This window comes from Bacillus cihuensis, assembly GCF_000504145.1.
Lineage (GTDB): Bacteria > Bacillota > Bacilli > Bacillales > DSM-1321 > Peribacillus > Peribacillus huizhouensis.
Genome location: NZ_KI632495.1, coordinates 1785965 through 1808915, shown reverse-complemented (window position 1 = coordinate 1808915; position 22951 = coordinate 1785965). Strand labels below are relative to the sequence as shown.

The window sequence follows — 22951 nt, the reverse complement described above, 5'->3', positions numbered from 1 at the left end:
AGGATGGGGACTTCTGCTTTTATCTTAATGAACCAAAAAAAGTATACACCAGAACGACTTTTAGCTGATTCCATCATTTCTGCTTTCCATGCGGATGTTATGCTGAACTTTCATAACAGTAAAAATTATGCCAGCAATGGACAATTCCTTTCTACGACATTGAATATTAACGATAAGAATGTACGAGAAAATAATGATTCGTTTATACTTTATGTAGATGCATTGGATAATCCACATCTTGATTTTTTTTATTATGAGGATTTGGGTTTAGATTCCAATAATAAACTATATCAAGTAGGAACTATCGAAGACGTTTATGGTGTTGAAGAGTTAGTATTTCGCTTTGTATATCATTATCTCAAATCTAATCCTGACGACTATTTTTGGGTTGCGGATTATGATTGGGTTTACAGTTGGGAAGATATGCAAAAATTAAAATCTTTACCCTATGACCCTGATTGGTGTTACAAAAACCCAAAACTTATTAGATTGGCCGATTAAATATTTCGGGTTTACAACTCTAGCAACAAGATCATACAATACAGCCAAGAAACCAAACACTTAACAACTTGACAAAACACTTGATAAACTTTTAAAAGCTTATTCCAACTTGAACCATGAGTAGGAATGAGCTTTTTGCATGCTCAAAATCAAAGGAGGAAGAAAACCATGACAAAACAGGTACAGACAGCAGAAGAGGTCTTCTTGGGGTAGAACCAGCAACTGAACGACGAAGTGCAATTGTGGCTTTGAAATTAAGTTCGATCATTGTTTTATTAAAAAGTCGGACCAAAAATCCTGTATTAAAACGCAGGATTTTTTCCTTATTCCGCAATTGGGCGCAATTGTGGAGCAATACAAGTAGGAAATGATTAAACTTTTTTATTAAAACCAAACTTAAATCTGCTGAAAAAAGCTGGCTTGCGAGGGTGTTTCTCATCAAACTTTATTTCAAAGCAACAGGGATATCTCCAGGTACTAAGTTCAGAGTTTCTGCCGATATTTTCCCGAACGCATCATAAAGCTACGGGAATTATGTTCCGAACTTGAAATTTAGGCACCACCTGAGTCATATATGCTAAAACTAGTTTTCATACTCTTTTTTTATTTATTAATATTCATAGGTTTATGATATGTTTAATATGAGGTGAAGCATTTTGATAATCCTATATACAACTATGATTGCAGCCGTTCTGCTAGCATTCCTTCTATACATGATGCCTCTACGAATATCGCGGTCCAAAAGAACAGCTATTTTTATAGCTAGTGTTTGTATTGCATCAGTACAGATCATTGCGAATGATCGTTTTTCCATTTGGGTTCTATTTGGCCTGCAGTTTCTATTAGCCATTCTCGTGACGTATCTCATGATGAATTGGCTACAATCGAATGAAAACGAAACGAAAGCCGCTGTTTTAATCGAAATGAATCCTTTGTTTTCTTTTGATGAGTTACAAAAACGAGCGAAGATGAGTGAAACAGTCGATGAGTATTATCGTTCTTCGGTAGAACGTGTTTCTTTAGAATCTGCCCAATTGTTTGAGACTGATCCAATGGTCATTCAAGAGGATGTAAGATTAGAAGTAGCATCTTCACTTGATAGAATAGCAGACTCGGTTCATCAGACGTTCGGTTTTGAAGTGGATTCATCGGAGTTTATTGATTTTACCAATCGGAAAATATTCGACTTACATGAGGCGTCGTCTGAATTAGGGAAAGTCCGTATAAGTGATGAGGAGCAGGTCTTAGAAGCGAGAAAGAAGATCTTTGAAAATCTTGAAGCTCAAGTTGCAGCTGCCATCGAGCCTAAGCAAGATGATAATAAAGAAATAGACGTAGCACCAAATGAACGTCTGAGTCATGCATTTGATGATTTGGAAGAGATGTACTTGAAAAAAAAGCATGAGGGGGAACAGTAAATGGAGAAACGCTCTTCTTCCTACTTACGGATTTTAACCATTGTGATTCTTTCAACGGCTTTTATCATGTCTTGTTCACAATTAGGCGCTTTTGCGTATGAAAAAATCTCGCAGACCGATCAGCTATTTGCTGCAAATACTTCTATTGGCACTGTTTTGGTTAGTGGCGAATCGAAAAAACAAGCAACCGAAAAGCTTCTTCATTCTATCGATGAATGGCAAAATAAAAGTCGCCTTTCATTAACCTTTGCCGATCGTAAAACAACGATCCCTGCGGATTTCATTCATTTTTCGCCAAATGAATCTGTTCGAGATGCCAAAGGCGGTATGAACAATCCGTTATTAGCCACTATAACGGAAACAAATTTAAGACGATTGTTAAAAGAAATTGTCGATGAAAAGGTGATTGCTACTGTAAAAATTGAAAAATTGCAAGCAGAAATCCAGAGTAAAGCTAGCTTGCTTGATGTGAATGAGCAAGCAATAAGTTTAACGGATTTTTTTGATGATTCACAGTCTACAAGTGTGCTTTCTCATGAAAAAAAGCAACAAATGGACGTGAAATTACTAGCTTCATGGGTTCAAAGTACACCTACTATTACAATACCAGCTTTCGGCGAGTTTTCTTTTATCAACGATTTAAGCGTAAATGCTGGCAATTGGACGGATGACTTCTTAACTCAAGTAGCTTCTCTATTATATAAAGCAAGCCTCTCAACTAATCTGCAAATACTTGAAAGAAATATAAGTCAGGAAGTGCCTGTTGGGATTACAGTAGGCAATGAAGCGAAAGTGAATCGGAACGGAATGGATTTAAAATTAGCCAATCCCAATGATTTCGACATGACGGTTGTTTTCAAAGCCACCCAACCTAGTGTGCTTACTGTTGAAATTAGTGGCTATGAGTCAGATCGACAATATAAGGTCGTATTAAAAGATTCGCAGACGATGGATTATCGAAAAATAATACAGTATACAGCTCTATTGCCTAATGGTAGTGAAACGATTAAACAAACTGGGAAACAAGGACATTCGGTAGCTGTTTATCGGGAAACCTATAATTCCACAAACGAAAAACTAGAATCAGTGCAGATTTCTAAAGATTTTTATTTACCTGTTAATGAAGTGGTTTTGAGAGAAATGCCTGTTGAGTCTGAAGTTGAAATAGAGGAAGATGCTCAATTAGACGAAGAAGTGAACGAGGAGCAAATGGTTGGAAAAGATAAAGTAGTTCTACCACCAGAGACTAGTGGAGAAAAAGAAAACTCTCTAGAATAAAGTGAAACTTCCATCAGTGGGGGGTTCCATCATTCCCCACTGATGGTTAGTCCCGTTCTAGTGTCGCTAATACCTCCAATTCACTACGGTAAAGTGACACTACGAACCCGATTCAATGAATCACAGACTAAGTGCGCCGCGTCCTACGGCAACGTCTGTGTGACCCACATCCTGTGGGCGAAAACTTTACCATTGAAGACCACAAAGGTAAGTTTCACTGTATCTCACCAATCGGGCTTTTACGGGCAGTTTTTGTCCCTCATAAGCTTGAGATGGGGGTCTTACTGCCCGTTAATGCGGGATAAATTTGAGAAATGGCTGCCAAATACTTTTGGCAGCCATTCTAGTTATTTTAGTGAATGATAAACCCGACTTTTTTGTGAAATCATTTGTAATTGTTAATAAACCTTACATAGTGTCTTTAAGTGGGAAATCTTTAAGATCCCTTATATACTGTTCAATACCCTTGAATGTAACAGTAGTTCCCCCACTTTTTACATAAAAACCATCTCTAGTAATTACTACACCTTCAAATGATTTACCACTAAAAGTTACCTTGCCATTTGGGGCAAATAACACCCCTGTCATTTTTAAGTCCCCACTATCGATATTAATATCTCCCTGACTAACAATTATTGCATTAGTAAAAGTATCTACATATCTTCCTAAACCACTATCATTATAGCTTCGAACAGTTATACTATTCCCAAATAATTTCATGTTATCAGGTTTTATCGTTTGGGTATATCCATGATCCCTGTACCACTGAGAATCTTTTAATGGTGGAATATCAGAATAACTCTTAGTTAACTTTGGAACATCAGCTTTAAGAATCACTTTGTCCAGAATAGATTGATGATAATTAGGAGGATGTTTTATAGTCCCTTTATAATAAATTCTTGCATTTCCTTCTATCGTAGGTGTCCAATCCAATTCAACATTCCCTTGAACGTAAACATTACCATGAATGATTGCATCTTTGAGCTTAAGATTGCCATTAACATATACATCTCCATATATATGACGTGTTCCACCCCATAAGGTTACATCTCCATTTACATATATCGTTCCTGGAGATATACGTGAACCCAAACTTGCACTACCTCCATCTATATTTACGGGTCCATTTATGTCAATGTTAGATACATTACTTAATGAACCACCGTTTAATTGACTGCCAAGCAAATTTCCTCTTACAATAATTGCTGCATTAGGTCCGTTTACTTGATTACCTTGAAATTCAAACTGTGAACCGTACACAAAAACATTATTCTTTACTAGATAAGTATAAAAATCTTGCGCTGTACTAGGAGGAGAGGGCTTCACGATCTCACCCGCAATAGGCTGATTCGTTGTCCCAGGTAACACCGTTTCCAAGTCGTACTTGTTTTGATCGTGATCTTTCATAGTAAAAGCTACTTTGAAAGTAGATGTAGACAACAACTGTATACTTTGCTCCGAAACTATTTTAGTTCCATTGATTAGTAGTTCTGTAAAAAGATAATTTGTTTCTGTTGCTAATGGATTTTTCTTTTCTTTATCTGTGTATAACATGCCAGAACTATACCAAATACGATCTCCATTCTCATGTATCGAGCGCAACTGAGTCATGACAATATTTGCTTCTTGCCTCAATTCGTTATGCGATTGTGTCTTCACCTTAATGTGTACCGTTTGAAAAAACACAGCATACAAAACACTCCCGATAATCCCTGTAATTGCTAAAGTGGCTAGCACTTCTATTAAAGTGATGCCAGATTCCTTGTTTACCTGTTTCATAAAATTCACCACATTTGATAAAATTGATCCATTCCCTATTATAGTTTGTTATATAATGAATAAAAAGATATTAGGTGGTAGAAATTCGTGAATACTCTAAAAAATAATCAAGCCTTCACTCTTATCGAAGTTCTATCTTCCATCACAATTCTAGGTATTGTATTAACGATTTTTTTATCGTTCTTCTCCAATGCAATGACATTTTCTACAAAAACAGAAGATAAATTAACAGCAATTAATCTAGCTGAACAAGAACTTTATGAGGTAACAAATAGCTTGGAAACATATTGCAAAACGAACGATTGCCGAACTATCCCAGTAGATAAGTATATTCGCCCGTCCATTCCATTAAATCAAAAAAACTATCTTTCAACCGTGACACCTTTATCACAAAGTAGACAAGAAAGCTCACTAGGCTTACTTCCGATCTCGATAAGAATAGAATCAGAAGACCATAAAGAATTAACGATTGCATATGGATATGTAGATGTAAGCCTCAACAATTAGGAGAATAAAAGATGAAACACAAAAATGAAGCAGGCTACACATTAGTGCTTGTATTATTAACGATTACATTAATCCTTATTTTTTCGGTAACTTTAATTAGCAATGTTTTAAACAGTGCTATGCAGAATCAAAAATCAGAGAAAAATATACAGTTAGATCAATCATCACGAATGGGCGTAACATATGTTGAGAAGGAGATAAACTCAGCAAATGAAGAAGCAAAAAAAGCAGTCATAAGATGGCTTAATGATTTTCCAACCACTGTTCCTATGCCTACGAATGCTGAAATTGCTGCTAAATATGAAGAGGAATTTAGAGTTAAATTAGTAGATAAAGAAATTATATCATCTGATAATACGTATCGATTTAAAATAGATTATATTAAAATAACAAGAATAGTTAATACTCTTACGGTCACGTATACCATTATACCTTCATTGAATAACGTGTATGCTCAAGCAGATCCAGAACGAGAAAAAACCATTGATATAAAGATTCAAGAACAAAATCTCTAAAGCTATCTTTCCTACGTCCCAAGTGTAGATTTACTTACTTGGGAACCTTTCTCGATTTTTACATGGTTCTATGACAAAAAGGGCAGACTGCTACAACTTCATCTTCATCTCCCTCTTTCAAATCATAACTAAATTCGGATAAAACAAAGTTAGGTACCTCATCTATTTTTCCCACAATCAATACAAATAAAAGGGGCATGTTCTTCTAAAGAAAATGAACATTTCAATATCATAATCCATATAGTACTACAAAGATTGGTTAATTCGCTCTATAATTTAGGTAGATTTCATGTTATTTTGAATGATAGCATACGATGATCAAAGGTTGCCAGATAGGTGTGATAGAATGAAAAGTAATAGAAAGCGTTTAGGCGATTTACTTGTTGAAGCAGGGATTATTACCGAAGAAAACTTACAGGATACATTAACATACAAAAAAGAAGGGCAAAAAATAGGAGATGCTTTATTGGAACGAGGATTAATCAATGAGCAGCAACTTATTGAAGTGCTTGAGTTTCAGCTAGGTATACCACAGATCAGCTTATTTCGTTATCCCATAGATACTGCCGTCATAAGTTTGATTGCAAAAGATTTTGCCTTTAGAAATTTAGTCATGCCAATCAGAAAAGATGGCAATCAACTCATTGTGGCGATGCATGACCCGATGGATTATATCGCATTAGATGATATGGGGCTATCGACTGGTTTAGTGATCTCACCTGTCATAGCGAAAAAGGAAGAAATCATTGCTTCACTTTATAAATATTTTAGCAAAACAGAGACGTTTGAAGAGTTAGACATGGACAGGATTGCGGATGAAAATTTAGCTGGTGAGGATGCACCAGCTGTTAAGCTTGTCAATCAACTTCTGGAAGTGGGCGTACAGATGAAGGCGAGCGATATCCATATTGATCCTCAGGAGTCAAAGATCCATATTCGCTATCGAGTCGATGGGATTTTACGAACGGAACGAATTCTTTCAAAGAAGATTTATAGTTTGTTAATTGCTAGAATTAAAATTTTGGCTAATTTGAATATTACCGAAACAAGGCTGCCGCAGGATGGAAGAATTAAACTGGATGTGAATGCAACACCTGTTGATTTACGAATTTCCTTACTGCCCACCATATACGGTGAAAAAATCGTTATACGAATTTTAGATTTATCTAATGTTATGATTCATCTTTCACAGCTTGGTTTTAATAAAGTAAATGGACAAGCTTTTGTTAAGATGATTGAACGGCCTTCAGGGATGATACTAATTACGGGTCCAACTGGTTCAGGGAAAACATCCACTTTATATGCGGCTTTGAATCATTTGAACACAGAACAGGTCAATATTATAACCGTGGAAGATCCTGTGGAATATCAAATGAAAGGCATTAATCAGGTGCAAGTAAATCCATCGATTGGTCTTACGTTTGCCAGTGGATTGCGGTCCATTTTAAGACAAGATCCAAACATTGTCATGATTGGTGAAATTCGAGATCGTGAAACAGCAGAAATAGCCGTCCGAGCGTCCTTAACGGGCCATCTTGTATTAAGTACTTTACATACAAACAGTGCACTTTCGACGATTCCGAGACTATTAGATATGGATGTCGAACCGTATTTGGTCGTTTCTTCTTTAATTGGCGTCATTGCTCAAAGACTAGTTCGCAAAGTTTGTCCGGATTGTAAAATAGAATACACACCATCTGCCATGGAAAGAAATTTATTTCAAAAACGTGGCATACCTGTGCAATCTTTATATCGTGGCGAAGGATGTCCAAGCTGTCAAAACAGTGGCTACCATGGAAGGATTGCGATTCATGAAGTCTTGAATATCGATGATACGATTCAAACGATGATGATGAATAATAAACCGCTTAGTGAAATCAAGCAATATTTGGTTTTGAATGGAATGATTTTCCTCATTGATGATGGGCTCCTAAAAGCAAAACAAGGAATGACAACGATAGAAGAAGTACTGCGGGTAGCTCGACATGATTAGGAGGCCATACTTGTGAAAGAGAAATTGGATTATATTTTAAAAGCTGCTTTTGATTTAGGTACTTCTGATATTCATTTGACTGTAGGTGTACCACCGATTATGAGACTTCACGGCGATTTAAAACAGTACGGAAAAGATGTCCTTAAGCCAGCGGACACAGAATTAATGGCGAAAGTGATGATTCCTGAATCGATGTGGAAGACGTTTAAAGAAAAAGGCGAGCTAGATCTTTCATACGGAATCCCAGGGGTTTCACGATTCCGGGTCAATGCTTATCATCAACGTTCTTGTATTAGTCTTGCGATTCGAGTTGTACCAACAGAAGTGCCAACTTTAGAACAATTAAAGCTGCCCCTCGTTTTACAAACGATATCTGAAAAAACGCAAGGGCTTGTATTAGTGACAGGCCCGACTGGAAGTGGGAAATCAACGACGCTTGCGGCGATGATTGATTATATTAATAAAAACATGAAGAAACATATTATTACGCTTGAAGATCCAATCGAGTATTTACACAAACATCAATTGAGTATTATTGATCAACGGGAAGTCGGTTTTGATACACAGAATTTCTCAAACGGCCTGCGCGCTTGCTTGCGACAGGATCCTGATATTATTTTAGTCGGCGAAATGCGCGATTTGGAAACGATTTCTACAGCGATTACCGCAGCGGAAACAGGCCATTTAGTACTGGGGACCTTACATACAACGGATGCACCCGCAACAATTGATCGGATCATAGATGTGTTCCCACCCAATCAGCAACCGCAAGTTCGTGTTCAGCTTGCCTCTGTCTTATCAGCCATTATTTCACAGCGTTTATTGCCGTCAAAAGATCGAAGAGGAAGGGTGGCAGCTATCGAGATCATGGTGAATAATGCTGCAGTCAAAAATTTAATTCGGAATGAAAAAATCCATCAAATTGCAAGTGTGATGCAGACTAGTAAATCGGCTGGCATGCAAACGATTGAAATGTCGATTAAACAATTAATTGAAGAAGGGAAAATTGATGCATTTTCCGCACTCCCTTATTTAGAAGAAGGAATCCTATAATGCCGGTTTTTCACTATCAAGGAAGAGATCGGGCAGGGAGAAAGAAACAAGGGAAAGTGACTGCGGACACACGAAAAGAAGCAGTTGAAGGGCTTAGGGAAACAGGAATCGCCGTGACAAGTATAGATGAACTAAAGGGAATATTATATAAAGAAATCTCTTTAGGTAGCAAGAAAGTGAAAAATCGCGATTTTATTATGTATCTACATCAGTTTTCAACGTTAATTAAAGCAGGCATCAGTGTTGTAGAATCGACAAAGATTTTGGCGGAACAAACATCAAGTAAATTGTTGAGGAAAACATTGGAAAATATCGTATTAAGTTTAGAAGAAGGGAACCCTTATTCCGAAGGGGCTGAAAAGCAACGGAATGTGTTTCCACCACTCTTCATAAATATGATGCGAGCGGGTGAAGCTGGTGGAAATCTAGAAGAGGTTCTAGAAAGAATGGCGATTTATTTTGAGAAACAGTATCAAACAAGGCAAAAAGTACAATCGGCGTTGATGTACCCAGTAACGGTTGGCTGTTTAAGTATTGTTATTATCATTTTTATGTTAGCGAAAGTCGTACCAACTTTCGCCAATATGTTTCTTTCATTTGGCAGTGAACTGCCTTTCTTTACAAAGTTGGTTCTCAATCTGAGTGGATTTTTTGAACGTTTTTGGTGGGTTTTTCTTTTAGTAGCGGTTAGCTTATATATCCTTATTCGTTCTCTAAAGTCGAAGAACGACACGAAATATTATCTGGATTATGGGCTTTTACGTTTGCCGATTTTTGGACAGCTGCTTCAAAAAGCAGAGATTGCAAGAATGACAAGAACTTTAAGCTCGCTAATCAAGAGCTCTGTACCGATCCTTCAATCGTTAACAATGGTGGAAAAGATTTTAGGAAATGAAGTATTGATAAGGGTTATGAAACAGTCGCGACATTCCATTGAAAAAGGCGAGTCCATGGCCATACCGATGGAAAAACACTGGGCATTTCCTCCGATGGTCACACAGATGATTGCAGTCGGCGAAAAATCTGGTACTTTAGATGTCATGCTAGATCGCGTGGCTGATTTTTACGAAATGGAAGTCGACCATGCTACGAATCAAATGAAATCTCTAATAGAACCATTTCTCATTATCTTTCTAGCAGTCGTTGTTGGAGGTATTGTGGCAGCCATTGCCATTCCGATGTTCACTATATTTAACAAAATCCAATAAATATGTTCAATTTAGTGGAAAAACTAGTTGTCAGCTGGTCAATTTTTCTTATATACTAGCAATATATCAATGGATTGGAAACTGTGATGGATCATTTTTATCTGGGCACTTAAATGATCAGGAGTGAGTAGTGCAACCCGCCAATTAATTTATGCTTAAATCCAATTTTTGGAATTTAAGTATAAACGTGGCGGGTTTTTAGGTTGTACACCCGTCGCTAGACTACATAAAAAATCAAATGAGGAGTGAAGGTACATGATGAAACGAGTAAAAGCCCTTATGAATAACCAAAAAGGATTAACGCTAGTAGAACTTTTGGCCGTAATCGTAATTTTAGGAATCATCGCTGCTATTGCAGTACCGAGTATCGGCAACATTATTGATAACAGCAAAAAGGATGCACATATTGCCAATGCACAGCAACTGATATCATCTGCGAAATTAGCGGTTGCAGCGAATGATGATATTGTGAAAAACCGGCCGGTAACTTTAACATACGAACAGCTAGAGAAAGCGGGTTACCTTGCTGAGCTTACGGATCCTGATGATAAAGGGAAACTTTATTCTACTGCACAAGTTAAGATAACAGAAACGAATGGGAAATATGAATACACTGTTACACTAATAGGTTCAAAGAGAAGTATAACTAATAAGAAAGCATCTGAATTAAATAGAGAGTCAGTTGTTGCTCCAACACCGAGTACTACAACCTGAAGTAATTGATTGTTTAGTTACCTATATTTACCACTCCTTTTCACAGGAGTGTTTTTTTTATCTATTGGCTATGTTAAAGGTCATTGTTGATCTTAGCACTTTGTTGATTGGAACGGAGGCGTAAGACTCCTGCGGGAAAAGCGAGTCAAAGGGAGACCCCACAGTCGCAGAGCGCCGAGGAGACTCCCGGACCGCCCGCGGAAAGTGAACGCCTGAAGCGGAAATCATCAGGCAAGTTTAACAGGGCCTATCTATTTAATCTTCACCAAATAATCATCTCCAATTCAATCCAACTTCCTGTATAATAAAAGAAACAACATGACGTAAAAAAACACTACATCCAATAGAAGAGAAACCAACTCCAATATAAAGGAGAAATCCATGACATTATTTTTTTACAGCTATATAGGTATTATAGGCTTAGTTCTCGGTTCTTTTTACAATGTCGTTGGACTGCGAATCCCGGAAAATCAATCAGTCGTCCGACCAAGGTCACAATGTCCAGCTTGCAAAAGAACCTTGACAGCTACCGATCTCGTGCCTGTATTGTCTTATGTTTTTTTAAGAGGAAAATGCCGGAACTGTCATTCGAAAATACCGCCGCTCTATCCACTGATTGAGCTTTCAACGGGTTTATTGTTTATGCTTGCTTTTTACGAGTTTGGTTTGACTGGAGAATTCGTAATCGCCCTCCTTTTTATTTCGTTGTTAGTCATTATCTTTGTATCTGATATTGTGTATATGATTATTCCTAATAAAGTGCTGTTGTTTTTTGTACCTATTGTTTTAGTTGCCCGATTAGTCGTACCATTAGATCCGTGGTGGGATATGTTTGTCGGAGCGGTAGTTGGCTTCGGGTTGCTTTTTTTCATTGCTGTCATTAGTAAAGGTGGCATGGGCGGGGGAGATGTTAAACTATTTTTCGTATTAGGGCTGGTGCTCGGCTTAAGGCTGACCATCCTGACATTCGCTTTGGCAACTTTTTTAGGAGCACTGTATGGGGTAGCTGGCATGATTCGAGGGAAATATAAGAAACGGCAGCCGATTCCATTTGGTCCGTTTATTGCGATTGGTGCCTTGCTTTCCTACTTCTATGGAGCCGAAATATTAAGCTATTACTTTACTATGTTTGAATAAGCAGGTGATTGTCGTGAACATATTGAACCGAAAGCATCGAGTTCATCTATCTATTAAAGATCGGTATATTCGTTTTGTGGAATCTGGAAAAAAGCACAACCTACTAGCTTATGGGCAAAAGAGTCTGCCAGACGGTGTGATCGTTGAAGGGCAAATAAAAGATCGTGAAACGCTTGAGCTGATTGTGGAAGAAATGGTTGATCAGTGGAAGCTTAAAGGGAAAAAAGTCTCTTTTTGTGTACCTGATTCAACAGTAATCGTTAGGACTATACATGTTCCGAATGATGTTCCAGATCATGTACTGAATGGTTATTTATATATGGAATTGGGCCATAGCATCCATTTGCCTTTTTCAGATCCTTTAATTGAAGCAGTGCCTTTAGAGCAAACGGCTGAAAACCGAGACGTGTTGTTATTTGCTTCTAGAGAAACCGTATTGAATGAATGGACCGAATTATTAAAGGGCGCATCGTTAAAACCAGATATCGCCGATCTTTCCATGCTGTCGCTTTATCGAATGTATTATCATCTAGGCCTTGCCAAGCAGGATGAGCATGTTTTATTCGTGCAAATTGGTTTAGATGCGTTTGTTTTATCTGTTTTTTATGAACATAAGCCTGTTTTTTCGCGCCACTATCCGTTGGAATTTCATGAGGAACACTATGAACTTTCTAAAAGCCGAAGCGGCTCTGATTTTTATGCTTGGATGGGTGTTGTAGACGAATTAACAAGTCAATCTCAGGATATTACGATGGAAATTGAACGTTTCCTATCCTATTACCGATTCAATCTCACTAAAGGAAAACATCATATAGCCAAGATCGTTTTGTCAGGAGATCATCCTTGTATGGAAACTTTTTATAAAGATATACATACTGCAATTGAAGTATCTGTTCAGCCGCTGCTTGAACCGCTATTTCAAACAAAAAAAGGCAGGAACATCCCTCCTGTATATGCTGAATGTATTGGACTAGCGTTAAAGTAGGTGTTTGACATGCTCGTAGATATTAATTTATTACCTAAAAAAGAAAAAAATCGACATACTGTTGGGCTATTGATTCTGTTGATCGCTATCATGTTATTGGTTAGTGGCTTCTTCTTCATGGCTACTTATCAAGAAAAGAAGGCACAATTGGTACAACTAGAAAAAGAGTTAGCCTTGAATAAGGAATTAAAAATGGCGAAGGAATACGAACAATCTCAGAGTGCTGAATCCGAATCTGTTCGTGATTTGGAAACGGCGATTCAGTGGGTTGAAGATCATCAAAGTTCAACATTTATCATCATGAGAACTGTATCTTCGTTATTACCCGAGCGGGGGTTTATCGGAGATTTTACTTATAAGGAAGATGGAATGGTTCAGCTCACGGTTCAATTCGATTCTTCAAGGCAAGCTGCTTATTTTTTAAAAAGTCTAATAAACTCAAAACTTTTTTCAGGCGCTAAACTATTAACTCTTTCAACTGAGAAGCTTGAGGACGATCATACGACGGAACCTGTCCTTCCTCGATACAATGCACAATATGAAATAACAGTGGACAAGTCAGTTATTCAAACAGAGATGCAAGGGGAGGTGGGACGATAATGCTTTCCCGAAAAGTCCTGTCCTTCATTCTCACACTTTTATTGCTTGTTTTTATAAGTGCTGTATGTGGAGCGTATTTTCTTGAATATAAACCATTACAAGAAAAAATTTCCATTCATACCCAATCGATTGCGAAGGAAAAAGATGAGCTAGAAAAACTAGATCAAAAAGAGAAGAAAAGTGTTTCGATTAATACGACAGCTTTACAAAGGAAACTTCCGGTAAGTGAACTAGTCGATCAATTTATTATAATGCTTGAAGAAGTTGAAGTAGCATCCGGTAGTTTAATTACGAATCTAGTATTTGCCGATTCCAAACAACAAGGAGATTCGGTAGATGAATTCGAAGCTGGACATTTTGAGATAGCTGAAGACGCATCAAATGCAAAATCGCTACCTGAAGGTGTAAAGAAATTAACAGCGGTTATTACGGTTGAATCACCAACATATCTTGAATTGGAATCATTTGTGAAAGGCCTTGAGGATTTAGAGCGCCTTACAAAAGTAGAGAGTCTTCAATATACCGGAATAAAAGAAAGTAATCGGTTCATGAACACAGCTGAAACACTGACTTTTAACTTAACTGTTTCTACCTATTATTATCCTAAACTAGAAGAACTTAAAACCCAGCTGCCCAAATATGAGGAGCCAAAACCAGCAAATAAAATAAACCCATTATTTGAAACGAATCTACTTCAACTACCAAAGAAGAAAGTCGAAACGGAGAAAGAAACGGGTGCCGATTGGAAGATTGTAAAACGGAATCAAACAACGTATAAAGTGTACACCTATAAAGTGAAACCAGGGGATACTCTCTTTCAACTTGCTATTTTGTATTATAATAGCAGATCCGGTGAAAAAGTGATAAAAGATTGGAATCATTTGCAACAACTTGAAGCGAATACAAAGATTGAAATACCTGTTCCAGTTGATGGCAAAAATTGACGAAAGCTATTAATAACAAGACGACAAAAGTCTTGTTATTTTTTTTTGCTCCTATGTTAGGATGGAAAAAAATGTGCGTGGGGGGCGAAAAAATGGACAACCCAGAAAATAAAAAAGGAATCACCATAAAAATTAATGGCGAGGAAAAGCCCTTAGTTGAAGATGATAGTAGCAATAGCGTTAAAGTGGCTAAAAACCAAGCTTCAGCAGCAATCGAGTCCGAGGATGAAAGCTTCGATTGGGTATTTCCAAAAGACGAGGGCATATTTTATCAACCACCGGCTTCTACGAAAAAGAAAAATCCAATAATCCTTGCATTTGGCGGTAAACGAAAAAATCCAGGGAATAAATCGGGATTTTCATTTAAAATTCCCTTTTTCGCTATTCTTTTTGCTGTGATTGTCGGTTCGGGTTTAGGTTTGATTGTGTTGAAGACAATTACGGCTGATAAAGAGGTTGCTACTGTCCCTGTCGAACCGATGGAACCTAGTGCAAGTATTAAGGGTGATAGTAATAAAGGAGCGCCTACAGCTACAGCTGTCGCTCCATTATCGGTTTATCTTGTACAAGGTGGAGTATTTAGTAATGAAGATGCTGCCAAACAAACACAGGAACTAGTTTCAGCTAAAGGTGTACCGACTGAAATATTGAAACAAGGAGAGAAATATTATTTGTTTTTAGGTTCAGCTACGAGCCTTGAGGAAAGTAAGCAGCTTGCTGTTTTTTTAAAAGGCTACGATGTGGAAGTGTTTTGGAAAGAGCTCACGCTTAAGTCTGAAAGTGTGGGAAGCAGTAATGAAGCAATAATAAAGAAAATGAATACAGCCTATCAAACCTTAACAAAGGCCTCTTCTGCACAGCTATTAAATCCGACAGCAACCACCGATCTGAAACCTGTGCAAACAGACCTTGAAGACCTTAAAGCCCAGGTGAAAGACGATTCACCAGCAGGACTAAAAGCTGCCTATTCTGATTTGAATGCTGCTTTCGATTCAATAAAGCAATATCAAAGCACGAAAGAAACCGATCATTTGCTCCAAGCACAACAAAAACTACTACATTTCTTGAATTCCTATTAAATCTGACAACATCCGACTATTTCTCAGGAAATAATGGGTCAGCGCTTCTTTCATGCATTACTGCGCGAAATGGAGTCTGGCCTCTTTTTAGGATTGTTAGTTGAGGCATTATTTGGTACGATTACAGTGGGTCTCCTGGCCTGCAATGATATTTTTTATAGTAAGGAATGTGATGTTTAGTATGCACCGATTGATTTTAGCCTCAGCTTCTCCACGCCGTAAGGAATTGCTACAAGTTCTTCAAATCCCTTTTCAATCAGTAGACGCGAATGTTGACGAAAGCATTGAACCGAATACAGAGCCATCTGTTGCCGTAAAAGAGCTTGCTCACAGAAAGGCAAAAGCGGTTGCTGTAAAATATCCAGAATCCTGTGTGATTGGCTCTGATACGGTTGTAGCTTTTGATGGCAAGATATTAGGAAAGCCAGTTGACCGAACAGATGCAAAAAAAATGTTGCAATTGTTAGCTGGAAACACACACTTTGTTTATACAGGTGTCGCGCTTGTAAAAGGAGAAAAGAGTCGCGTATTCTATGAAGAAACAGAAGTGACGTTTTGGGACCTGTCAGATGCAGAGATTGAAAGGTATCTTGATAGTGGAGAACCATTTGACAAAGCAGGAAGCTATGGAATTCAAGGCTATGGTTCGTTGTTTGTTAAAAAAATTCATGGCGATTATTTTTCAGTTGTGGGACTTCCGGTTTCAAGATTGTCTCGTGAACTTCTGGCGTTTCAAGAGGAAAACGAGTAACCCATTCAGCATTCTGACAGGGATCCATCTCATTTATATGAAGAGAGGGTGGTTATTTTGTTAGAAAAAATGCTAATTCGCGATGTTCCGAAAGATGAGAGGCCGCGTGAACGCTTTATCCAAACCGGCCCTCAAAGTCTCTCCAATCAGGAATTGCTAGCAATATTACTCAGAACAGGGACGAAAGAAGAATCTGTTCTGCAGTTGGCCAATCGATTAATCAGTACGTTTGAAGGGCTGCGTATGTTAATAGATGCCTCCATTGATGAAATCACCGCCATTAAAGGAATTGGAGAAGCAAAGGCGATTCAAATCCTAGCCGCAGTTGAACTCGGCAAGAGAATTACTCAGTTGAACTATCCCGACCGATACGTAATCCGTTCCCCTGAAGATGGAGCGAACTACTGCATGGAAGAAATGCGCTTTCTCACACAAGAGCATTTCATCACACTTTACCTCAATACAAAAAATCAAGTACTCCACAAACAAACGATATTTATCGGCAGCTTAAATGCATCGATCGTTCATCCGCGCGAGGTCTACAAAGAAGCCTTCAGAAGATCTGCAGCCTCTATTATTTGTCTACATAATCACCCCTCTGGAGACCCCTCACCGAGTAGAGAAGATATTGAAGTTACCAAGAGATTAGTCGAGTGTGGTAAAATAATAGGGATAGAACTTTTGGATCATATTATTATTGGAGAACATAAATTTGTTAGTTTAAAGGAAAAAGGGTATTTGTGACACTATTAAAATTGATAATGATGCGGTATAATAGTGTTTATGATTTTTTAAGGGTAACATAATAAATCTTTGCATTTTTGAATATTGACCATTTAAAATCTTACTATAAAAAGTATTTTGTGTATGAAAGGGAGAAACCAATATGTTTGGAATTGGCACAAAAGATTTGGGAATCGATTTAGGAACGGCAAACACGCTTGTATATGTAAAAGGCAAAGGGATTGTTGTCCGTGAGCCGTCAGTTGTTGCGCTGCAAACAGATACGAAACAAATAGTCGCAGTCGGAAATGATGCAAAAAATATGATCGGGCGTACGCCTGGTAACGTAGTCGCATTAAGACCGATGAAGGATGGCGTAATTGCTGATTATGAAACGACAGCGACGATGATGAAGTATTATATGAAGGAAGCTCAGAAAAAAGGTGTTTTTGGAAGTAAGCCATATGTCATGATTTGTGTCCCATCAGGAATTACTGCGGTTGAGCAACGTGCAGTTATTGACGCGACAAGACAAGCTGGTGCACGTGATGCGTATCCGATTGAAGAACCTTTTGCGGCAGCGATTGGTGCAAATCTTCCTGTATGGGAACCGACAGGCAGCATGATCGTTGATATCGGTGGCGGTACGACTGAAGTTGCAATCATTTCATTGGGCGGAATTGTAACAAGCAAGTCGATTCGCATTGCTGGTGACGAAATGGACGACGCGATTGTCAGCTATATCCGTAAAAATTACAACTTAATGATCGGGGAACGTACTTCAGAGAGCATTAAGATGGAAATCGGGTCAGCAGGGGATACAGAAGGCATTGAAAATATGGACATTCGCGGCCGTGATCTATTGACGGGCTTGCCAAAAACGATTGAAATCTCCGCTAAGGAAATTTCAGTTGCACTTCGTGATACGGTCGATGCAATTGTTGATTCCGTGAAAAATACGCTAGAGAAAACACCACCTGAGCTTGCGGCAGATATTATGGATCGTGGGATTGTTCTAACAGGAGGCGGAGCTTTGCTGCGTAATCTGGATAAAGTAATAAGTGAAGAAACGAAAATGCCAGTTCTTATTGCTGAAAATCCACTTGATTGTGTAGCGATTGGAACAGGTAAAGCATTGGATCATATCGATAATTTTAAAAATAAAACAAAAGATTTACGATAATTAAAAGCTTCTTATAATAATAGGAATGAGGATCGAGTGAAAGAAATTGAAACTTCAAATGCGAGATAAATACGAAGAGAATTCAATTTTATAGGATAAATTTCTTTCTTCTCGTTTATAAACTGCCTATAATGGGGATTGAACACATTGGGCCAATTGTGATCGTAAAGCCTAAGTGGACAATCCCTGTTTGTTTCGTTTAGGTAACCGTAAGTTTTAAGGAATATTAGTGTTCTGCGCCAGGTATCATCCAAATGACTAGAAAAAGCAGTGTTTTCTAGCAAAAGCCTGGCATTTTTCCAGATAGAGGTGTAGATGATCATGCCACAGTTTTTAAACAAAAAGTTAATCTTGTTATTGGCAGGAATTATTGTTCTTGTGGCATTAATCGGGTTTTCATTGAGAGAACGCGAAACATTGTCATGGCCGGAACAATTTTTAAAAGATACAACAGGATGGTTTGCCAATGCCTTTGATAAACCAGTTTCTGCTGTTACCGGACTTTTTGAAAATCTGAGTGACCTGCAAAATACATATGACGAAAATGCAAAGCTTAAAGCCCGTTTAGGTGAATATGTACAGATAAAAACAGAAGTCCAAGCATTGAAGAAGGAAAATGCCGAATTACGGAAAATTCTTGGTAAGGAAGATGATTTGAGTAAGTATTCGCCTATTCAAGCAACTGTAATCGGTCGGAATCCAGATCGTTGGAATGAGTTAATTACGATTAATAAAGGTGAGATGAATGGGATAAAAGCGAATATGGCAGTCATTACAGCTGATGGCTTAATCGGCAAGGTAAAGAGTACGACACCTACCACGGCAACTGTACTGCTGGTCAGTTCGACAGATCCGAATAATAAAATTTCAGCTTCCATTGTACAAGAAGATGCAGCCAACGGAATCATCGAAGGCTATGATGACAAGCAGGGCTATTTGCTAATGAAGCGAATACCATTTGATAAAGAAATAAAAATTGGTTCGATCGTAGAGACATCAGGACTAGGCGGCATTTTTCCATCACGTCTAATTGTTGGGAAAGTTGTCGAAGTGAAAATTGATCAAAATGGCTTGAATCAGACGGCATATTTAGAACCAGCAACAGATTTTTATGATATAAAAAATGTCATGGTCGTTAAACGTGAAGTGATTGGTGAAGATGCGAAGAGTGAGGCACAAGAATGAAGCGACTAAAACTTCCCCTCACTGCCCTGCTTTTCTTTATTATGGAAGGTTCATTTTCAAATTTACTTGCTGGTGATATATTCGGTGGTGACAAAATTATTGTCCCACGATTCATTATGATTTTAATCGCGTTCATTACTATATATGGAACACGAAGAAACGGTATGATATACGGCTTCATACTGGGTCTAATGTATGATGTCGTGTATACAGAAATCTTGGGCGTATATATGTTCATGCTTCCATTTTTTGCTTACCTTATAGCGAAAATTATGAGAATCCTTCAATCTAATCTGCTAGTGACCATCCTTACTTCGCTCTTATTTATTACGTTTTTAGAAGTAATTGTCTATCAAATTAATATCCTGATTGGATTTGCTCATATAGACTTTAATACGTTTTGGAAAAGTAGACTTGTACCAACTCTACTGTTAAATCTCGCTTTCCTTGTTGTTTTTTCTTATCCATTAAAGCGGATGATTGAGAAACAGAAACTTGAATCAGACGGAGAGTAAAAAATAGTTTGCTAAAAGGTGAAAAGCGCTTTCGCGTGCTTTTAGACATGATAAAGGCAAGTAGTTTGATAATAAGTTTTGAAGTTTAACCTTACACTGGCATGCTTAGGTCATAAGTCGTATGCGTGTCTCCTTGGCTAGTCTTTTTGTAGTCAAGGATCGGTGACAGGTTTTTCTACTTTCATGCGCGTAGAAAAAGGAAATATCTCTAGTCATGTCGAATTATACTTTCATTGAGGTGAAACATGCGTCATGAATAAAAGAATTCAGCAAAATGTTATGATAAAAGGCACAAAGGATGGGCTCACACTTCATCTGGATGATTCGTGTTCTTTTTCAGAGCTATTGAAAGAACTAGAATCAAAGCTCTCTGCAAATTATCAATTCCAAGAAAATGATTCAGGCATTGCCGTTAAGGTACATACAGGAAATCGTTATCTGCTTGAGGATCAGAAAAATCGTATCCGAGAATTAATCAGCCAGAAAAAAAAACTGGTCATTGATGAAATCATTTCTAATGTGATAACGAAGGAAGAAGCCAAGCAATGGAAGGACGAACATCAAATGACTACCATTGCTAAAGTCATTAGGTCGGGGCAAATTTTAGAGGTTGTTGGTGATTTATTGTTGATCGGTGATGTGAATCCAGGCGGGACGATTATAGCCGGTGGGAATATTTTTGTGATGGGTACGCTTAGAGGAATTGCACAAGCAGGGCATAACGGCAACCAAGAAAGTTTTGTTAGTGCTTCTGTCATGAAACCATCACATATTAGAATTGCTGATAAGATCATGAAAGCACCTGATAAATATATAGAAGATGGCCATATGATGGAGTGTGCTTTTATCAATGAAAATGGCCGTATTATTGTAGAAAAGATAAAAGCTTTTAAGAATCATAGACCGAATTTTAATAGATTAGAAGGGGGACTCTAATCGTGGGAGAGGCAATAGTTATTACATCTGGAAAGGGTGGGGTGGGAAAGACCACAACATCCGCTAATTTAGGTACATCATTAGCTCTTCTTGGCAAAAAAGTATGTTTGATTGATACAGATATTGGTCTTAGAAATTTAGATGTTGTTATGGGATTAGAAAATCGGATTATCTATGATTTGGTTGATGTAATTGAAGGACGCTGTAAAATACATCAAGCTTTAGTGAAAGATAAGCGCTTTGAAGACAGGCTTTATCTTCTTCCAGCTGCTCAAACGTCCGACAAGACGGCGATCGTTCCTGAACAAATGTATAAACTTGTTCACGAATTAAAACAAGACTATGATTATATTATTATTGACTGTCCTGCTGGAATTGAACAAGGATTTAAAAATGCAATAGCAGGTGCTGATAAAGCGATTGTCGTAACCACTCCAGAAAAATCAGCAGTCAGAGATGCCGATCGGATTATTGGTTTGCTTGAAAAAGAAGAAAATATTGAACCGCCAAAACTTGTCATTAATCGAATACGCAATCATATGCTGAAGAATGGGGAAATGATGGATATTGATGAAGTCACGACCCATCTCTCAATTGACTTGATTGGCATTGTTGTCGACGATGAACAAGTGATCAGAGCATCTAACGAAGGTGAACCGATCGCCATGGATCCAAATAACCGCGCATCTATCGCCTACCGCAATATTGCCAGGAGAATTTTAGGTGAATCAGTGCCGCTTTCATCAATAGAAGACGAACCAAAAGGCTTAATGGCAAAATTAAAAAAATTATTTGCCGGTTCGTAATAAAAAGGTCAGACCTCACATCCTATATCCAGTTTATGGTGTCAAATAAACGATATAGTTGATGTAGAGTCTGGCCCTTTTTGTTTTGGATAAGATAAGTTCTGGGGTGCAATCAAGAATATTGTGACGATTTGGACTCCGGCACGCAAATCGCAAATCTCGCACGCAAATTGTGAATCCGGCTCGTAAAGTACAAGTTCCGGCACGTAACCCCCCGTTCTGGCATGCAAATTTGAATTTTGGCTCGTAATGCTTGAACTGGGGAGCTGATGTCCGCGCAAAGTCTGGTATTTCCTCAGAACATAGCCCGACCACATCAATAAGCTACAGGTTGTATATGAAATCTGGTCATAAAGGACTGATCTCGAATGAAAAGGCAGGCTAGCTTCAAAAATTTTAGCGTTGAAGTGGCTTCGGCACGCAAATCGCAAATCTCGCACGCAAATCGTGAATCCGGCTCGTAAAGTACAAGTTCCGGCACGTAACCCCCCCGTTCTGGCACGCAAATTTGAATTTTGGCACGTAATGCTTGAACTGGGGAGCTGATGTCCGCGCAAAGTGTGGTATTTCCTCAGAACATAGCCCGACCACATCAATAAGCTACAGGGTGTATATGAAATCTGGTCATAAAGGACTGATCTCGAATGAAAAGGCAGGCTAGCTTCAAAAATTTTAGCGTTGAATTGGGCTCCGGCACGCAACTCGCGAATCTCGCACGCAAATCGTGAATCCGGCTCGCAAAGTACAAGTTCCGGCACGTAACACCCCCGTTCTGGCACGCAAATTTGAATTTTGGCACGTAATGCTTGAACTGGGGAGCTGATGTCCGCGCAAAGTCTGGTATTTCCACAGAACATAGCCCGACCACATAAATAAGCTACAGATTGCCTATGAAATCCGTCATAAAGGACTGATCTCGAATGAAAAGGCAGGCAAGCTTCAAAAAAATTTAGCGTTGAATTGGGCTCCGGCACGCAACTCGCGAATCTCGCACGCAAATCGTGAATCCGGCACGTAACACCCCCGTTCCGGCACGTAACACCCCCGTTCCGGCACGTAACACCCCCGTTCCGGCACGTAACACCCCCGTTCCGGCACGTAACACCCCCGTTCCGGCACGTAACACCCCCGTTCCGGCACG

The 22951-nt window shown here is 38.5% G+C and carries 22 protein-coding genes and 1 riboswitch; of the genes, 21 read left to right on the top strand and 1 reads right to left on the bottom strand.

The window, feature by feature from the left end:
• Window positions 1-3 precede the first annotated feature (3 nt).
• The 3 genes from V179_RS0114485 (at window position 4) to V179_RS0114470 (ending at window position 3197) form a co-directional block, all read left to right on the top strand.
• Window positions 4-501, top strand: a complete 498-nt coding sequence (locus tag V179_RS0114485; RefSeq protein WP_028392106.1) for a hypothetical protein — start codon at window positions 4-6, stop codon at window positions 499-501.
• A gap of 656 nt (window positions 502-1157) precedes the next feature.
• A complete protein-coding gene (locus V179_RS0114475; RefSeq protein WP_028392104.1) occupies window positions 1158-1919 on the top strand; it encodes a hypothetical protein in 762 nt (253 codons plus the stop codon).
• A complete protein-coding gene (locus V179_RS0114470) occupies window positions 1920-3197 on the top strand; it encodes a VanW family protein (RefSeq protein WP_028392103.1) in 1278 nt (425 codons plus the stop codon).
• 408 nt (window positions 3198-3605) lie between these two features.
• Here V179_RS0114470 and V179_RS0114465 read toward each other — a convergent pair whose 3' ends face one another.
• The gene (locus V179_RS0114465; RefSeq protein ID WP_028392102.1) at window positions 3606-4976 is read right to left on the bottom strand and encodes a prepilin-type N-terminal cleavage/methylation domain-containing protein; all 1371 of its coding nucleotides are present in this window, start codon (window positions 4974-4976) and stop codon (window positions 3606-3608) included.
• Window positions 4977-5063: 87 nt separating this feature from the next.
• Between V179_RS0114465 and V179_RS0114460 the strand changes: the two genes are divergently transcribed.
• The 18 genes from V179_RS0114460 (at window position 5064) to minD (ending at window position 21810) form a co-directional block, all read left to right on the top strand.
• Complete coding sequence (locus V179_RS0114460) at window positions 5064-5483, top strand: type IV pilus modification PilV family protein (RefSeq protein ID WP_028392101.1); 420 nt, start codon at window positions 5064-5066, stop codon at window positions 5481-5483.
• An 11-nt stretch (window positions 5484-5494) separates the two neighbouring features.
• The gene (locus V179_RS0114455; protein WP_028392100.1) at window positions 5495-5998 is read left to right on the top strand and encodes a hypothetical protein; all 504 of its coding nucleotides are present in this window, start codon (window positions 5495-5497) and stop codon (window positions 5996-5998) included.
• A gap of 346 nt (window positions 5999-6344) precedes the next feature.
• Window positions 6345-7991, top strand: coding sequence for a GspE/PulE family protein (locus V179_RS0114450; protein ID WP_028392099.1), 1647 nt, complete (start codon window positions 6345-6347; stop codon window positions 7989-7991).
• 12 nt (window positions 7992-8003) lie between these two features.
• On the top strand, window positions 8004-9044 hold the full coding sequence (locus V179_RS0114445; protein WP_028392098.1) for a type IV pilus twitching motility protein PilT: 1041 nt from the start codon (window positions 8004-8006) through the stop codon (window positions 9042-9044).
• Complete coding sequence (locus V179_RS0114440; protein ID WP_028392097.1) at window positions 9044-10252, top strand: type II secretion system F family protein; 1209 nt, start codon at window positions 9044-9046, stop codon at window positions 10250-10252. The genes V179_RS0114445 and V179_RS0114440 overlap by 1 nt, the downstream gene beginning before the upstream one ends.
• Before the next feature lie 67 nt (window positions 10253-10319).
• A riboswitch (cyclic di-GMP riboswitch) is annotated at window positions 10320-10403 on the top strand.
• Window positions 10404-10507: 104 nt separating this feature from the next.
• Complete coding sequence (locus tag V179_RS0114435) at window positions 10508-10966, top strand: type II secretion system protein (RefSeq protein WP_028392096.1); 459 nt, start codon at window positions 10508-10510, stop codon at window positions 10964-10966.
• Between the two features lie 381 nt (window positions 10967-11347).
• Window positions 11348-12103, top strand: a complete 756-nt coding sequence (locus V179_RS0114430; protein WP_028392095.1) for a prepilin peptidase — start codon at window positions 11348-11350, stop codon at window positions 12101-12103.
• A 13-nt stretch (window positions 12104-12116) separates the two neighbouring features.
• Window positions 12117-13088, top strand: coding sequence for a type IV pilus biogenesis protein PilM (gene pilM / locus V179_RS0114425; RefSeq protein WP_161632349.1), 972 nt, complete (start codon window positions 12117-12119; stop codon window positions 13086-13088).
• A 9-nt stretch (window positions 13089-13097) separates the two neighbouring features.
• Window positions 13098-13688 carry a hypothetical protein gene (locus V179_RS0114420; RefSeq protein ID WP_028392093.1) on the top strand — a complete coding sequence of 197 codons (591 nt, stop codon included), beginning with the start codon at window positions 13098-13100 and terminating at the stop codon, window positions 13686-13688.
• Window positions 13688-14632: a LysM peptidoglycan-binding domain-containing protein gene (locus V179_RS29165; protein ID WP_028392092.1), complete on the top strand. Its 945-nt coding sequence runs from the start codon at window positions 13688-13690 to the stop codon at window positions 14630-14632. Before V179_RS0114420 ends, V179_RS29165 begins: the two co-directional genes overlap by 1 nt.
• Window positions 14633-14724: 92 nt before the next feature.
• Window positions 14725-15711, top strand: coding sequence for an SPOR domain-containing protein (locus V179_RS0114410; RefSeq protein WP_028392091.1), 987 nt, complete (start codon window positions 14725-14727; stop codon window positions 15709-15711).
• A 181-nt stretch (window positions 15712-15892) separates the two neighbouring features.
• Window positions 15893-16462, top strand: coding sequence for a Maf family protein (locus tag V179_RS0114405; RefSeq protein WP_028392090.1), 570 nt, complete (start codon window positions 15893-15895; stop codon window positions 16460-16462).
• A 69-nt stretch (window positions 16463-16531) separates the two neighbouring features.
• Window positions 16532-17206, top strand: a complete 675-nt coding sequence (radC, locus tag V179_RS0114400) for a RadC family protein (protein ID WP_034301654.1) — start codon at window positions 16532-16534, stop codon at window positions 17204-17206.
• Window positions 17207-17348: 142 nt separating this feature from the next.
• Window positions 17349-18368 (top strand): rod shape-determining protein, encoded by a 1020-nt coding sequence (locus V179_RS0114395; RefSeq protein ID WP_028392088.1) that lies wholly within the window; start codon window positions 17349-17351, stop codon window positions 18366-18368.
• A 321-nt stretch (window positions 18369-18689) separates the two neighbouring features.
• Entirely contained in the window at window positions 18690-19553 is an 864-nt protein-coding gene (mreC, locus tag V179_RS0114390) for a rod shape-determining protein MreC (RefSeq protein WP_028392087.1), read from the top strand.
• Window positions 19550-20068 (top strand): rod shape-determining protein MreD, encoded by a 519-nt coding sequence (gene mreD / locus V179_RS0114385; protein ID WP_028392086.1) that lies wholly within the window; start codon window positions 19550-19552, stop codon window positions 20066-20068. Before mreC ends, mreD begins: the two co-directional genes overlap by 4 nt.
• 252 nt (window positions 20069-20320) lie before the next feature.
• Window positions 20321-21004: a septum site-determining protein MinC gene (gene minC / locus V179_RS0114380; RefSeq protein WP_028392085.1), complete on the top strand. Its 684-nt coding sequence runs from the start codon at window positions 20321-20323 to the stop codon at window positions 21002-21004.
• Between the two features lie 2 nt (window positions 21005-21006).
• Complete coding sequence (gene minD / locus V179_RS0114375; protein ID WP_028392084.1) at window positions 21007-21810, top strand: septum site-determining protein MinD; 804 nt, start codon at window positions 21007-21009, stop codon at window positions 21808-21810.
• The last annotated feature ends 1141 nt before the right edge of the window (window positions 21811-22951 follow it).